Source organism: Streptomyces sp. P9-A2 (assembly GCF_036634175.1).
Lineage (GTDB): Bacteria > Actinomycetota > Actinomycetes > Streptomycetales > Streptomycetaceae > Streptomyces > Streptomyces pratens.
On sequence record NZ_JAZIFX010000001.1, the window covers coordinates 8256050 to 8270021 of the forward strand.

The following is a 13972-nucleotide window of genomic DNA, read 5'->3' on the forward strand; positions in this document are numbered from 1 at the left end:
TTTCGCGGAGCGTCAGTCGCGGCCTGTGGTCAGGAGACGGCTGCTGGTGGTCCCGCCGACGATCAGTGTCACCGGGGTGATGCTGGTGCACGGCTTTCGGTCCGGGTGCTCGATTCTGTCGATCAGGACGGTGACGGCGCTGTCGGACATGGCGTCCAGTGGTGTGCGGACTGTGGTCAGACGGGGATGCACGTATGACGCCGCGGGGATGTCGTCGAAGCCCACGACGGAGAGATCTTCGGGGATTCGGACGCTCAGGTTGCGGGCCCCGGTCATCAGGCCGAGCGCGATCGTGTCGCTGGCCGCGAACACGGCTGTCGGTGCGGGGTCGGCAGACAGAAGGCGGGTGAGTGCGGCGGTGCCGAAATCTTCGGTGAACGACCCGTTCACCTCCAACTGGGCGGTGAGGTCGATGTCGGCTCGGGTCAGGGCGTCGGTCCAGCCACGTCGGCGTTCCTGCACTGACCGCAGCGCCGCAGGGCCGGTGAGCAGAGCGATGTGCCGGTGCCCCAGAGAGGCCAGGTAGGCCGTCGCCTGGTAGCCGCCCGAGTAGTCGTCGACGAGTACGGCATCGACCGGAGGATCTGATGCGAGGGCTTCGTCGAGGAGCACGACGGGGAGACCGGTCGCGATCAGCGCCGACAGAGCTGCGTTGGAGCTGAAGTTGCCGACATATACCAGGCCGCCGATGCCGTGCTCGCGCAGCATGTCCACATAGTCGTTCTGCTTGCGCGCGTGACTGGAGGTCGACGCGATGAGGGCCTGGTAGCCGCTGCTCTCGACTGCTGAAACGAAGCGGTCCGCGATACGGGAGAAGTATGGGTTGCCGATCTGTGGAACGATAAGCGCGAGCACTCCGCGAGGCCGGGCCGACGGGCGTGCTGAGCGCCCGGAGGCTTCATATCCGACCTCCTGCATCGCGCGGACCACACGCTCTTCCGTCTCCCGGGTGAGCTGCAGGCTCCCGTTGAGAAACCGCGAGACGGTGGAGACTGCTACCTGCGCCTGGGCGGCGACCGCGTGCAGACTCACGCGGCGGGCAGGCTCGGTCGGCTTGGCCATGCGCGTGCTCCATCGACGGTGACAGTCAGAAATTCGACCACTGGACAATACCAGCGCCATGTTGCGCAACAGATGGTACGGAGACTACGTGCCCCCTGCGGATCGCCCGCGAGGCCGGCGTCTCCCGACGGACTCTCTTCCACTGCTTCGGCACCAAGGAGGACCTGCACGGTGGCAACCAGGACCGGTCCAGGCGGGCCATTACGGACACGATGAACAGCACGCCGAGGTCAGTGTCTGGAGGCCCTGCGCGCTGGGCTTGCTGTTGCACTGGCCCCGCACGACAGCCGCGAGCAGGCCCCGGAGCGATTCCGCCCCCCTGCACCACCCCGCCTCACCGCGTGCCGGATGCCTCGAAAAGCGGCTGCAGATCCAAGAGGACCTGCTGCCGCTCATCGAGGCACGCGCGGACGTTGCTGCTACCAGCGCGCATTCCAGGTTCCGTGCGGTGATCGCGACGGCGTTTGCATGCCTGGACGCCGCAACGATGATGTGGGTCAACAACGGCGGCCGACGGCTGCCGAAGCTCTGCGGACCGTCGGGCGTCGAAGGCACCGAGCGGGTGGCCAGGGCCTGGCGGGCGCTGGGTTGCGCTCCAGGCCGGGCCGGTGGAGACCAGGACCGAGGCGGGCGAGAGCAGAGCGGGCGGAAGGATCGCCTGCCGATCCGAGAGGGGTAGGACCTTCTCGACGAGCTGAAGGCCGAGGCTCTGCGTAGGCCGAGGCTCTGCGTCATGAAGGCCCGGCGGACGCTGATCCGCGCCCACGTCTTCGGGGACCGGGTGGCGAGCTCGACGCGGAGTTCGGCGTCAGCGATCGCGACGGCGTCCTCATGGTTCCTGGGAACGCGGTGGTGGCCTTCGCTACGTCCCCCTGGCCGACGCGGAGATGGCCTTCGCGGCCCGCAGGGTCTTCGATGCCCGCGGTGCGGCAAGGACATCGAGATCGTCACCGGGACTGTCACCGAGAACGGCACCGACGAAAAGCCGGTCGCGGTCCAGGACCGCGGCTTCTCGGCCATGGTCGCCGACTCTCCCAGGGCATCGGCGAGACGGCCGTGAGCAGGGCGGCCGGACTGCTCAGGACAGTCAGAGGGGGAGTGAGGTCACCCCCATCCCGCTCGCGCTGATCACCAAGGACAGCGTGGAGGAGGCCCCGAGTGCTGCGGCACTGAGCCGGGTTCTGCCTGCGGGCTCGCCGAACGAGGGCTGCCTGGGCGCCCGCACGACCTCCTTGCGAACCCGCGGCCGGCACGGGGTACCGCCAGTCGCACACGAGGAACCGGAGACCGAAACGTTTCGCTGTTGAGGGTTCACTCTTCGGAGCAGGATCGATGTCTGACATTGAATCCGTAAATTCAACTGGTGCAACATGTTGTTTCAACTGCACAAACATGGATGCAGTCAAATTGATGATCAAGCGAAGCTTTCGAAACATGTACCGAAACTATTGACGGTTGACGCGCACAGGTCAAAACTATCCGGCATCGGACCTCCCCAACCGAGCCGTCACAGGAGGCGCATCAATATGAACGTGTCCGCACACCCGAGGGGCCGCAGGCGCGGCCGCCTGCTGTTCAGCGTCAGAAGTATCTGGACCGTCGCGCTGGCCGCCGTCACCGTGCTGCTCCTGACCGCCACCACCGCCACCGCCGCCGTCACCACGAACCAGACCGGCACCAACAACGGCTGGTGGTATTCGTTCTGGACCGACGCCCAGGGAACCGTCTCCATGGACCTGGGCTCCGGCGGCAACTACAGCACGCAGTGGCGCGACACCGGCAACTTCGTCGCCGGCAAGGGCTGGAGCACCGGCGGGCGCAAGACCGTCAACTACTCCGGCTCCTTCAACCCGTCCGGGAACGCGTACCTGACGCTCTACGGATGGACCACCGGCCCGCTCGTCGAGTACTACATCGTCGACAACTGGGGCACCTACCGGCCCACCGGCGAGTACAAGGGCACCGTCACCACCGACGGCGGCACGTACGACATCTACAAGACCACCCGGTACAACGCCCCCTCCATCGAGGGCACCAGGACCTTCGACCAGTACTGGAGTGAACCGCCCCGGGTTCGGTAGAGATCTCAGATTGTGGTGATGACCTGGGGTTTCGTGAGTTCGGTGTAGTAGTTGGCTTCGTATTCGACGGGCGGAATGTGGCCTATCTCGCCGTGGAGTCTTCGGTGGTTGTACCAGTCGACCCACTCGGCGGTGGCCAGCTCGACCTGGGAGAGCGTCTTCCAGGGCCGCCGGGGCTTGATCAACTCGGTTTTGAACAGGCCGATCGTGGACTCCATCAGGGCGTTGTCGTACGCGTCACCGACCGATCCGATGCTCGCCGCGATGCCGGCGGCGTCCAGGTGCTCGGCGAGCTTGAACGACGTGTATTGCGACCCGGCGTCCGAGTGATGGATCAACTCGCCCGGCTGAACCGGCTGTTTATCGCGGTCGCGTTGCCAGAGGGCCATCTCCAGGGCGTCCAGCACGAAGACGGTCTCCTTCACGGTGGCCGCGGACCAGCCGACGATCCGGCGGGAGAAGGTGTCCACGACGAAGGCGACGTAGACCACTCCGGCCCAGGTGGCCACGTGCGTGAAGTCCGCCACCCAGCACCGGTTCGGAGCGACGGCGACGAAGTCGCGGTCGACCAGATCGGGGGCCCGCTGGACCTGTCCGCCGGGGATCGTGGTGATGACGCGTCTGCCGCGCACTGCCCCCTGGATCCCGAGCTCGCGCATCAGGCGCTCGACGGTGCAGCGAGCCACCGCATGTCCCTGCCGGTTCAGCTCGCGCCAGACCTTCCGGGCCCCGTAGACACGGTAGTTGGACGTGTGGACGTCCTGGATCCGCTCCTTGAGTTCTTCGTCGCGCAAGCGGCGGGCGGAGGGCGTTTCGAGGCGTTTCTTGTGGGCGTAGTACGTGGAAGGGGCGATCTTGCAGTCGTGCTCGGTGAGCGTCCTGCAGATCGGCTCGACCCCGCCGAAGCGGTCCCGGTGCTCGTCGATGAACGCTACGAGCGCGTGTGTGGCCGGTCGAGCTCGGCCGCGAAGAAACTCGCCGCGGCCTTGAGGATCTCGTTGGCCCGCTTCAGTTCGGCGTTCTCCTTCTTCAACGCCTTGAGCTGGGCGGACTCCTCCGTCGTCGTCCCCGGACGCTGCCCCGCGTCGATCTCGTGCTGCTTGACCCAGTTCCGCAGCGTCTCGCGGGAACCGATGCCGAGCTTGTCCGTGACCGCCTGCAGGGCGGCCGTCTCGTTCGGGTGGTCGTCGCGCACCTCGGCGACCATGCGCACCGCACGGCGGCGCAGCTCAAGCGGGTAACGGGAGGGTCGTGCCATGACTCAATCCTTACATGGAATCGAGCCTCCACCTGACCCGGGGCGGTTCAGAGCGTCCGGCAGTCGAAGCGCACCGGTGGCACCATCACCAGCGGAAACCACTTCGACGCGTGGGCCCGCAACGGTATGAACCTGGGCAACCACAACTACATGATCATGGCCACTGAGGGCTACCAGAGCAGCGGCAGCTCCAACATCACGGTGAGTGAAGGATCCGGTGGTGGCGGCAACAACGGCGGCTGCACCGCGACCCTGTCGGCCGGTCAGCAGTGGAGCGACCGGTACAACCTCAACGTCTCCGTGAGCGGATCCAACAACTGGACCGTGACCATGAACGTGCCCTCGCCGGCGAAGGCCTCCTCCACCTGGAACGTCAGCGCGTCCTACCCTGACAGCCAGACGCTCGTCGCCAAGTCCAACGGCAGCGGCAACAACTGGGGCGCCACGATCCAGACCAACGGCAACTGGAACTGGCCGACCGTCTCCTGCAGCGCCGGCTGACCCCGGTAAGAGGAGGACCCCTCACATGACCACCGGTAAACGACAGCCGGTCACCCGGTACCTGCTTCCGGTCCTGGCCGTCGCCGCGCTGACCGTGGCAGCCACCGTGACCTCGACCGTCACCGCCCCCGAGTCACAGGCGGCCGCCTGCAACGGCTATGTCGGACTCACCTTCGACGACGGCCCGTCGACCGGCACCACGATGAGCCTGCTCAACGCGCTCAAGCAGAACGGGCTGCGGGCCACGATGTTCAACCAGGGCCAGTACGCCGCCGCCAACCCCTCCTTGGTCAAGGCCCAGACGGACGCCGGCATGTGGGTCGCCAACCACAGCTACACCCACCCCCACATGACCCAGCTGAGCCAGTCCCAGATGGACTCGGAGATCGCCCGCACCCAGCAGGCGATCGCGAACGCCGGAAGCGGTACACCCAGGTTGTTCCGCCCGCCGTACGGCGAGACCAACTCGACGCTGCGTGCGGTGGAGGTCAAGTACGGCCTCACCGAAGTCATTTGGGACATCGACTCGCAGGACTGGAACAACGCGAGCACCGATGCCATCGTGCAGGCCGCGTCCCGGCTCACCAACGGCCAGGTCATCCTGATGCACGACTGGCCGGCCAACACGATCGCCGCAATCCCGCGCATCGCGCAGAACCTGGCGGCGCGGGGGCTGTGTGCCGGCATGATCTCGCCGCAGACCGGCCGCGCGGTGGCACCCGACAACTCCGGTGGGGGAGGTTGAACCGCCCCGGGTCAGGTGGAGGCTCGATTCCATGTAAGGATTGAGTCATGGCACGACCCTCCCGTTACCCGCTTGAGCTGCGCCGTCGTGCGGTGCGCATGGTCGCCGAGGTGCGCGACGACCACCCGAACGAGACGGCCGCCCTGCAGGCGGTCACCGACAAGCTCGGCATCGGGTCCCGCGAGACGCTGCGGAACTGGGTGAAGCAGCACGAGATCGACGCGGGGCAGCGTCCGGGGACGACGACGGAGGAGTCCGCCCAGCTCAAGGCGTTGAAGAAGGAGAACGCCGAGCTGAAGCGGGCCAACGAGATCCTCAAGGCCGCGGCGAGTTTCTTCGCGGCCGAGCTCGACCGGCCACACACGCGCTCGTAGCGTTCATCGACGAGCACCGGGACCGCTTCGGCGGGGTCGAGCCGATCTGCAGGACGCTCACCGAGCACGACTGCAAGATCGCCCCTTCCACGTACTACGCCCACAAGAAACGCCTCGAAACGCCCTCCGCCCGCCGCTTGCGCGACGAAGAACTCAAGGAGCGGATCCAGGACGTCCACACGTCCAACTACCGTGTCTACGGGGCCCGGAAGGTCTGGCGCGAGCTGAACCGGCAGGGACATGCGGTGGCTCGCTGCACCGTCGAGCGCCTGATGCGCGAGCTCGGGATCCAGGGGGCAGTGCGCGGCAGACGCGTCATCACCACGATCCCCGGCGGACAGGTCCAGCGGGCCCCCGATCTGGTCGACCGCGACTTCGTCGCCGTCGCTCCGAACCGGTGCTGGGTGGCGGACTTCACCCATGTGAAGACCTGGTCCGCGACCGTCTATGTCGCGTTCGTCGTGGACACCTTCTCCCGCCGGATCGTCGGCTGGTCCGCGGCCACCGTGAAGGAGACCGTCTTCGTGCTGGACGCCCTGGAGATGGCCCTCTGGCAACGCGACCGCGATAAACAGCCGGTTCAGCCGGGCGAGTTGATCCATCACTCGGACGCCGGGTCGCAAGGCGGATTCAATTGATCGTCGCAACACCTTGATCACGGAGGTGTCGCGTGGGAAGACCAGAGGGCTGGGCGACGGCGGTGACGGGGCGTCCGGCGATGCGTTCGCCGGGGCGGCCTCCGATCCGTCGGGAAGTGGAGCGGGCGTTCTGGGTGAAGATCGCCGAGGGGATGGCCAGCGAGGACGCTGCCGTCACGTGCGGCGTATCCCCGGTAGTGGGATCCCGGTGGTTCCGTGAGCGTGGCGGCATGCCGTCGATCCAGCTCAGCCCGCCATCAGGCCGGTACCTGTCCTTCGCGGAACGCGAGGAGATCGCGCTGCTCAACGCCCAGGACGTGGGCGTGCGCGAGATCGCACGCCGGCTGGGCAGGGATCCGTCGACCGTCTCGCGGGAACTGCGGCGCAACGCGGCCACCCGCGGCGGACAGCTCACCTACCGGGCCTCGATCGCGCAGTGGAAGGCGGAGCTGATGGCGCGGCGTCCCAAGACGCCGAAGCTGGTGGCCAATGAGCGGCTGCGTGAGTATGTGCAGGACCGGCTCGCCGGAGAGGTCCGGCGTCCGGACGGGACGCCGGTGGCCGGGCCGCAGACGCCGCGGTGGAAAGGACGCAACAAGCCCCGGCGTCAGGACCGGCGGTGGGCGACGGCGTGGAGTCCGGAGCAGATCGCCCACCGGCTCAAGGCGGACTTCCCCGATGATGAGTCCATGCGTATCTCGCACGAGGCGATCTACCAGGCCCTCTACGTCCAGGGACGCGGGGCGCTCAAGCGCGAGCTGGTCGCCTGCCTGCGCACCGGCCGTGCGCTGCGGGTTCCCCGCTCCCGCTCCCGACGGCGGGCGGGCGGGCACGTCACGCCCGAGGTGATGATCAGTCAGCGGCCGGCCGAAGCTGAAGACCGTGCGGTCCCAGGGCACTGGGAGGGAGACTTGATCATCGGCACCGGCAAGTCCGCGATCGGCACGCTGGTGGAACGCACGACGCGGTTCACGATGCTTCTGCATCTGCCCCGGATGGAAGGCTTCGGTATCGAGCCGCGGGTGAAGAACGGGCCGGCGCTGGCAGGCCTGGGCGCCGAGGCCGTCAGGGACGCGATCGCCGCCACGATTACCACGCTGCCCGAGCAGCTGCGTCGCTCATTGACCTGGGACCGTGGCAAGGAGCTGGCTCAGCATGCCCAACTCCGCTTCGGCACAGGGTTGCAGGTCTACTTCGCCGACCCGCACAGCCCCTGGCAGCGAGGCACGAACGAGAACACCAACGGGCTGCTGCGACAGTACTTTCCCAAGGGCACCGACCTGTCGCGATGGGATCCCGAAGATCTCCAGGCTGTTGCTCTCGCACTCAACAGCAGGCCCCGCAAGACCCTCGGTTGGAAGACACCCGCCGAAGCCCTCAACGGGCATCTACTATCGATTCAGGAAGCCGGTGTTGCAACGACCGGTTGAGTCCGGGCAATACACGTCGTTCAAGCTCGCCGAGCACCTGGACGCCGCCGGCATCGCGGCGAGCATCGGATCGGTCGGTGACGCGTACGACAACGCCCTGATGGAGTCCACGATCGGCCTGTTCAAAACCGAGTTGATCAAGCCCCGGCGGCCCTGGAAGACGCTCTCCCAGGTCGAGCTGGCCACCGCCGAGTGGGTCGACTGGTACAACCACCGAAGACTCCACGGCGAGATAGGCCACATTCCGCCCGTCGAATACGAAGCCAACTACTACACCGAACTCACGAAACCCCAGGTCATCACCACAATCTGAGATCTCTACCGAACCCGGGGCGGTTCAGGTGGTGGTGGTGGCAATGGCGGCTGCACCGCGACCCTGTCGGCCGGTCAGCAGTGGGGCGACCGGTACAACCTCAACGTCGTGGTCAACGGCTCCGGCAACTGGACCGTGACCATGAACGTGCCCTCGCCGGCGAAGGTCTCCTCCACCTGGAACGTCAGTGCGTCCTACCCCGACAGCCAGATGCTCGTCGCCAAGTCCAACGGCAGCGGCAACAACTGGGGGGTGACGATCCAGACTAACGGCAACTGGAACTGGCCGACCGTCTCCTGCAGCGCGGGCTGAGTGCGTTGTGGCAAAGGGAGTCCCTGTTCGATGAGCAGGGGCTTCTTCGTGTGCGGGGCATGATCGCCTTGGGGTAGGGGCAGGCAGCGGACGGCTTGTTATGGATCGAGGAGGGTGCGATGCCGTCGGTGCTGGGGTTGATGGAACAGCGTGAGGCGCGGGCGAGGCAGGATCTGGAGTCCTGGACGGAGGTCCTGGAGCAGGCTCAGGCGGAGGTGGATGCCGCGCGGGAGCGGGTCGAGCGGGCCCGGGTGGGGCGTGAGGAGCTTGTGTCGGTGCTGGCCGGGGAGAGCCCGGTGAATACGCCGGTTCCGGTGCCGTCCGGTGGTGAGATGGCTGCCGCCGTGGGATCGGGCGGCCCGGGCTCGGGGCATGGCGGGCGGCCGCCGGTGTGGCGGTCGGGCATGGGTGAGGAGGTGCTCAGCGGCCTGTATCGGGAGGTGTTCGCCGCGGTGGTGGCCGCTTCGGGGCCGGTGAACGGGGTGGAGCTGACGCGGGCGGTGGGCCGGGAGGCGGAGATCAAGAACGAGGTGGAGAAGATCCGTCACCGTGCCTATGTGCTGGAGAAGCGGGGCTGGCTGGTGCGGGCGAAGGACGGACGGTTCATGCCTGAGCCCGGAGCAGTCGGCCGGGACGCTTCTCCGGCCAGCGCGGAGCGTCTGCGGCCAGGCGCCGGGACAGTCTGATCACGGCGGCCCACCACACCATCTGGGCGTGGTGGTCGGGGCGGCGTTCGTGGTCGCGGTTGAGGCGGCGTGAGCGGGAGAGCCAGCTCAGCGTCCGCTCCACGACCCACCTGCGGGCCAGTACGACAAATCCGCGTTGTCCGTCGGAGCGGCGCACGACCTCGGTCCGGACTCCGTGACGGGCGAACGCCTTCGCCAGCGCCGGACCCTGGTAGGCACTGTCGACCCACACCAGTTTCAGCAGCCGCCCGGCTGCTGCATGAACGTCTCCAGCAGTGCGGGGGCGGCCTTGGAGTCGTGCACATCGGCCGTGGTCACGGTCACTTCCAGGAGCAGGCCCTCGGTGTCGGTCAGGATGTGACGCTTGCGGCCGTCACGTGACTTGCCGCCGTCGTATCCGCGACTGTCCTCGCCGACGGTCTCGGAGGCGTCCACCGACTGACTGTCGATGACTCCCGCGCTGGGCTCGGCGTTGCGGCCGGCGCGCTCCCTCGCCGAACGTCGCAGGCGTTCGTAGAGTTCACGCGCATAGTCGTAGGCCCGCCAGCGGCGGAAGAAGTCGTAGACCGCCCGCCAGCAAGGGAAATCGACCGGCAGAGCCGTCCACTTCACTCCGTTGTCGACCAGGTAGCGCACCGCGTCGAGCATTGTCCGGTGGCAGTACGCCTCGGGGCGCCCGCCCCGCTTCAGGAGCCAGGCCGGCACCGGCATCGCGGCGCGGACCTCGGCCCACTCCGCATCCGTCATGTCACTCGGATAGCAGCCTGCCCGCCGTCCCGGAGCGAGCGAACCGAACCGGTGCACGTAGCAGTCACACCCAGGGGTGACCGCGGTGGACGCATGCACAGAGATACTGCTCAACTGATCAGGCAACGGGCTTCCTTGGTCGTGCTGGTGTCGTAACCGCGTCACTACCAAGGGGCCCGTTCTCTCATGCCCGCGACCGCACCCGAACCTCCGTCCAGATGATCACCCGCTGCCGCTCGAACAAGATCCGGTTTGCCACAACGCACTGAGTCAGCGGCGAGCCGCAGCGCACACCGTGCTGCGGCTCGCCGCACGCCCCGCTCCAGAGCGCAGGTGTGATTCCGGGGTTCATAGTCGGTGTGGCATGGGTGGTTTGAGCTGGGTGTTGGGGGTTTTCTGAGGAGCGGCAGGGCGTGTTCTGGGTATTGGGTGGGGTGATGACTGGGCTTCTGGCCTGGGGTTATTCGTGGTTGGTTGATAACGGTGGCGTGGTGCTGGTGATGGTCTCCGGTGTCTAGTGCCGCATCAGATAACCTTCGCCCTGTTCGGCTGCGGCTTTGGTTCGAAGGGCGCGACCGCAGCACCGTGGCTGACAAGGGCGTCGGTCAACGGAACCCGCGCCAAGTTGAGAATCCTTGGACCGGCGGGCTGCTCTTCTGCCTAGGGTCTCGAGCATGTTCAGGTCAGGGGTGGGGTTTTTCGCGTTGTTCGGGCTCGGCTGGTGGCTGCTGGGTTCGAGCGCATTCGATGGGTGGATGCGGCAGGTCCTGGTCGCAGTTGGCTGTGCCGTCATGGTGGGGCTGATGCTTGCCGCGCGCCGTTACCTTCCCTCGTCAGCAGGGGGGCCATTCCCCGTTGGCCGACGTCGGCGGTTCAACCAGATCAACGGGCTCCAGTGGCTGCTGATCATCGCCGTCGCCGCAGTCTGCCGTCACGTCGGGGTGCCGGTGCTCATTCCCCCGCTGATCGCGGTTGTCGTTGGGCTCCACTTCCTGCCGTTGGCGGCGGTGTTCGAGCAGCCCCGACTGCGCATACCGGCGGCACTGTTGATCGCTTCCGGGGCGGCGGGCATAACTGTTTGGCTCACGAACGGCCCGGACGAGACCGTTCGCCTCGTGGTGGGCCTTATTTCTGCGCTCTCCCTGTGGGGTATGGCGGTATGGACAGTCGCAGGGGCGGCATCCACTGCCGGGCATGGGGCAGGAAATGAGGGATCTGGCGGCGCGTGACAGGCACCCTGTCCTGGTGGCAGAACGAGTACGCGTACGTGAGATCGACGATGACGAGGGGCGACGGCTGCTGCGGATCATCCGCAGGGTCACCGGGTCGGTGGCGACCTGGCGGCGGGCCCAGGTGGTCCTGCTGTCCGCTGCGGCCGGCTCGGTGCGTTCGTCGCTGGTGAGCAGGTCGTCGCGCTCGCCGGCATCGGCCTGGCGGATCCAGCCGCGCAGCGCCTCGTGATGAACCCCGAGTTCCTCGGCCATGCGGCGGATCACGGGCTTCGGCTCTGCGGCGCGATACATCCGCACCGCACGCTCACGCAAATCCAGCGGGTACTTCCTCGGGGCAGGCATCAGCAGGGCTCCTCTCTGAGAGGGCGTTCACATAGGTATGTTCCGAAAAACGGCTTTCGTCGCTGCCCTGCTTTGTATCGCTTTAGCTAGGATGTTAGCTTCGTTAGCTCCTGCTGTGCGGGCCCCGCCGTCCGTTTCGCTCGCTTCTGCCGCCGGGATTCCGTCTGGTCTGAAGATGCGCCGGAATCTCCCGATGAACAGCGGAACAGTACCTTCCGGGCCTCCCGTGGCAACGCTACGGCGTGAGCGAGCCGAAGCCGTACCCCAGCGACCTGTCCGACGCCCGATGGGCCTTGATCGAGCCGACCCTGACGGCATGACGGAAAGCCCGGCTCGACCGCCGCCCGACTGGCCAGCCGGCGAAAGTCGAACTCCGCGACGTGTTCAACGCGATTCTCTACCTGAACCGCACCGGAATCCCCTGGAAGTACCTCCCGCACGACTTCCCCGGCCACGGCACCGTCTACTTCTACTACGCCGCCTGGCGCGACGAGGGAATCTTCGCCCAGCTCAATTACGACCTCACCGCCCTGGCCCGTGTGAAGGAAGGACGCAAGCCCGAACCGACGGCCTCCGTCATCGATACCCAGAGCATCAAGACCTCCACCAACGTGCCCGTGACCAGCCAGAGAACGGACGCCGCGAAGAAGATCGTAGGCCGGAAGCGAGGCATCCTCACCGACACGATCGGCCTGATCCTCGCTGTGACCGTCACCGCCGCCAGCCTCTCCGAGAACGCCCTGGGAATACGCCTCCTCGACCAAGCCAAAAGCACTTACCCCACCATCGCCAAGAGTTGGGTCGACACCGGCTTCAAGAAGGCCGTCGTCGAGCACGGCGCGAAGCTCGGAATCGACGTCGAAGTCGTCGACAAAAACCCCGGAACCCGCGGATTCCATGTCCTGAAAAGGCGCTGGGTAGTAGAGCGGAGCATCGGTTGGATCATGATGCACCGCCGGCTCGCCCGCGACTACGAGACCCTCCCCGTCAGCTCCGAAGCCATGATCCACGTCGCATCGATCGACAACCTCGCCAAGCGCATAACGGACGAGACCACACCAACCTGGCGAGGGACTTACTAGAACTTAAAGGGCAATTCTGCTACATCAAACGCCCTCTCAGACGCAGCGGTGCCCTCCCCCGAGGGATGAGGGCCTGGGGGAGGGCACCGCGGGGTGGGCCTGTGGAACGTCAGGCGGCGACCGGGGTCCGTTCGGCCGTGCGCTGTTCCGCGGTCCGCGTGCCGTTGCGGCGGGTGAACAGCCGGTCCAGGCCGAAGGCGCCGGAGCCGGTGAACACCAGCAGGAACATGGCCCAGCAGTACATGGCCGCGCCCTCGCCGCTGTTCTGGAGCGGCCACAGGGCCTCGGGCTGGTGCACGCTGAAGTAGGCGTAGGCCATGGCGCCCGACGATATGAACGCGGCGGCGCGGGTGCCCAGTCCGAGCAGGACCAGGCTGCCGCCGACGAGTTCGATCACGGCCGCGTACCAGTTGGGCCAGGCCCCGGTCTCGGCGGTACCGCCGCTGCCGCCCGCGCCACCGAGCACACCGAACAGTGCGGCGGCACCGTGGCAGGCGAACAGCAGGCCGACGACGATGCGGAAGAGGCCGAGGGCGTACGGCTGGGCGCTGTTGAGGCGTCCGGACATGTGGGGGGTCTCCTTCGGTAGACCGGTCCGGAAGGGACCGGGCCGGGGACGGGAACCGAGTCGAAACCCCACATCAAGTACACCCAATTCATGAATTGCAAAGGCAACATTTGGCTTGGGGGCAACGCGGAAATGAAGGGTCAACCGCTTGCTGTCACGGGTGGGTATGGCTCGACATCCGCCCTCGCACTCAAGGGCGTAACCAAATGCACACCCAGGGTCACAGTCTGCGGCCAGGTGTGACTTCGCGCGAGCCGAGTCGCCAAGCATGTCCGCGTCACCCGCTCAGTCCATGCCAGCACTGCCGGGGTCTCCATACGGGCCAGTTCCCCGACGGCTGCGGGCGGCACCCTGAACCCCCCCGGCCGGGCCGTGCAGCAGGACGAATTAGGCGCCGTCCGTCATGGTCGGTTCCTCATGGGCGGTGGTCCTGTCCGGATGGCGCCTCCTCCACCTCGATTGCCGACGGTGGAACGGCCGGTTCTGCGACGCGGCGCCGGTCGGGGAATCGCGGTCACGTCGCAAAGCTTTGCGGAGGATCACGCCGGACAGCCGTCGCGCCCCGTACCTCCGCCGGCACTCGCACACAGCCACCGAGGTC

Annotated in this window: 12 protein-coding genes and 7 pseudogenes; 13 read left to right on the top strand and 6 right to left on the bottom strand. The window is 66.9% G+C overall.

The features are described from left to right. Nucleotides 1–12: 12 nt before the first annotated feature. Nucleotides 13–1122, bottom strand: coding sequence for a LacI family DNA-binding transcriptional regulator (locus V4Y04_RS37065; RefSeq protein WP_332432638.1), 1110 nt, complete (start codon nt 1120–1122; stop codon nt 13–15). A 41-nt stretch (nt 1123–1163) separates the two neighbouring features. Between V4Y04_RS37065 and V4Y04_RS37995 the strand changes: the two genes are divergently transcribed. Further along, on the top strand, nt 1164–1514 hold the full coding sequence (locus tag V4Y04_RS37995) for a TetR/AcrR family transcriptional regulator (RefSeq protein ID WP_443080227.1): 351 nt from the start codon (nt 1164–1166) through the stop codon (nt 1512–1514). 1074 nt (nt 1515–2588) lie between these two features. After that, nucleotides 2589–3122, top strand: a pseudogene (locus V4Y04_RS37070) (glycoside hydrolase family 11 protein); the annotation flags it as partial. Between the two features lie 26 nt (nt 3123–3148). Here the strand turns inward: V4Y04_RS37070 and V4Y04_RS37075 are convergent. Then, nucleotides 3149–4401, bottom strand: a protein-coding gene (locus V4Y04_RS37075; RefSeq protein ID WP_332425473.1) for an IS3 family transposase whose coding sequence is annotated in 2 segments (ribosomal slippage) — nt 3149–4119 and nt 4119–4401 — 1254 coding nt in all. Because the reading frame shifts where the segments join, the coding sequence is not laid out codon by codon here. 51 nt (nt 4402–4452) lie between these two features. Between V4Y04_RS37075 and V4Y04_RS37080 the strand changes: the two are divergent. From V4Y04_RS37080 to V4Y04_RS37115, 8 genes and pseudogenes are all read left to right on the top strand, one after another. Beyond that, a pseudogene (locus V4Y04_RS37080) lies at nt 4453–4902 on the top strand (glycoside hydrolase family 11 protein); the annotation flags it as partial. A 25-nt stretch (nt 4903–4927) separates the two neighbouring features. After that, nucleotides 4928–5644 (top strand): annotated as a pseudogene (locus V4Y04_RS37085) (polysaccharide deacetylase family protein); the annotation flags it as partial. Nucleotides 5645–5694: 50 nt separating this feature from the next. Beyond that, nucleotides 5695–6021 carry a transposase gene (locus V4Y04_RS37090; RefSeq protein WP_332432639.1) on the top strand — a complete coding sequence of 109 codons (327 nt, stop codon included), beginning with the start codon at nt 5695–5697 and terminating at the stop codon, nt 6019–6021. A 5-nt stretch (nt 6022–6026) separates the two neighbouring features. Next, entirely contained in the window at nt 6027–6659 is a 633-nt protein-coding gene (locus V4Y04_RS37095) for an IS3 family transposase (RefSeq protein ID WP_332433144.1), read from the top strand. 80 nt (nt 6660–6739) lie between these two features. Beyond that, nucleotides 6740–8089, top strand: a complete 1350-nt coding sequence (locus V4Y04_RS37100) for an IS30 family transposase (RefSeq protein WP_332432693.1) — start codon at nt 6740–6742, stop codon at nt 8087–8089. Further along, complete coding sequence (locus V4Y04_RS37105) at nt 8073–8402, top strand: integrase core domain-containing protein (protein ID WP_443080154.1); 330 nt, start codon at nt 8073–8075, stop codon at nt 8400–8402. Before V4Y04_RS37100 ends, V4Y04_RS37105 begins: the two co-directional genes overlap by 17 nt. An 18-nt stretch (nt 8403–8420) precedes the next feature. Continuing rightward, nucleotides 8421–8714 (top strand): annotated as a pseudogene (locus V4Y04_RS37110) (hypothetical protein); the annotation flags it as partial. A 119-nt stretch (nt 8715–8833) separates the two neighbouring features. Further along, the gene (locus V4Y04_RS37115) at nt 8834–9400 is read left to right on the top strand and encodes a hypothetical protein (RefSeq protein ID WP_332432107.1); all 567 of its coding nucleotides are present in this window, start codon (nt 8834–8836) and stop codon (nt 9398–9400) included. Here V4Y04_RS37115 and V4Y04_RS37120 read toward each other — a convergent pair. Both V4Y04_RS37120 and V4Y04_RS37125 read right to left on the bottom strand, forming a co-directional pair. Further along, complete coding sequence (locus V4Y04_RS37120) at nt 9318–9632, bottom strand: transposase (protein WP_332432108.1); 315 nt, start codon at nt 9630–9632, stop codon at nt 9318–9320. The genes V4Y04_RS37115 and V4Y04_RS37120 overlap by 83 nt on opposite strands. 5 nt (nt 9633–9637) lie before the next feature. Next, on the bottom strand, nt 9638–10147 hold the full coding sequence (locus V4Y04_RS37125; protein WP_332432109.1) for an IS5 family transposase: 510 nt from the start codon (nt 10145–10147) through the stop codon (nt 9638–9640). A gap of 674 nt (nt 10148–10821) precedes the next feature. Between V4Y04_RS37125 and V4Y04_RS37130 the strand changes: the two genes are divergently transcribed. Both V4Y04_RS37130 and V4Y04_RS37135 read left to right on the top strand, forming a co-directional pair. Beyond that, nucleotides 10822–11376: a hypothetical protein gene (locus tag V4Y04_RS37130; RefSeq protein WP_332432640.1), complete on the top strand. Its 555-nt coding sequence runs from the start codon at nt 10822–10824 to the stop codon at nt 11374–11376. A 16-nt stretch (nt 11377–11392) separates the two neighbouring features. Beyond that, a pseudogene (locus tag V4Y04_RS37135) lies at nt 11393–11524 on the top strand (IS630 family transposase); the annotation flags it as partial. A 20-nt stretch (nt 11525–11544) separates the two neighbouring features. Here the strand turns inward: V4Y04_RS37135 and V4Y04_RS38000 are convergent. Then, nucleotides 11545–11721, bottom strand: a pseudogene (locus V4Y04_RS38000) (transposase); the annotation flags it as partial. A gap of 242 nt (nt 11722–11963) precedes the next feature. On the opposite strand from V4Y04_RS38000, the pseudogene V4Y04_RS37140 reads away from it, so the two are divergent. Then, nucleotides 11964–12803 (top strand): annotated as a pseudogene (locus V4Y04_RS37140) (IS5 family transposase). 109 nt (nt 12804–12912) lie between these two features. Here the strand turns inward: V4Y04_RS37140 and V4Y04_RS37145 are convergent. Beyond that, the gene (locus V4Y04_RS37145) at nt 12913–13371 is read right to left on the bottom strand and encodes a DoxX family protein (RefSeq protein ID WP_332432641.1); all 459 of its coding nucleotides are present in this window, start codon (nt 13369–13371) and stop codon (nt 12913–12915) included. Nucleotides 13372–13972: the final 601 nt, after the last annotated feature.

What these genes read in the sequence shown, in the direction of transcription:
- V4Y04_RS37065 (WP_332432638.1), bottom strand. Translation starts at nt 1,122, where the DNA reads ATGGCGCTGGTATTGTCCAGTGGTCGAATTTCTGACTGTCACCGTCGA.
- V4Y04_RS37090 (WP_332432639.1), top strand. Translation starts at nt 5,695, where the DNA reads ATGGCACGACCCTCCCGTTACCCGCTTGAGCTGCGCCGTCGTGCGGTG.
- V4Y04_RS37100 (WP_332432693.1), top strand. Translation starts at nt 6,740, where the DNA reads ATGCGTTCGCCGGGGCGGCCTCCGATCCGTCGGGAAGTGGAGCGGGCG.
- V4Y04_RS37115 (WP_332432107.1), top strand. Translation starts at nt 8,834, where the DNA reads ATGCCGTCGGTGCTGGGGTTGATGGAACAGCGTGAGGCGCGGGCGAGG.
- V4Y04_RS37125 (WP_332432109.1), bottom strand. Translation starts at nt 10,147, where the DNA reads ATGACGGATGCGGAGTGGGCCGAGGTCCGCGCCGCGATGCCGGTGCCG.
- V4Y04_RS37130 (WP_332432640.1), top strand. Translation starts at nt 10,822, where the DNA reads ATGTTCAGGTCAGGGGTGGGGTTTTTCGCGTTGTTCGGGCTCGGCTGG.
- V4Y04_RS37145 (WP_332432641.1), bottom strand. Translation starts at nt 13,371, where the DNA reads ATGTCCGGACGCCTCAACAGCGCCCAGCCGTACGCCCTCGGCCTCTTC.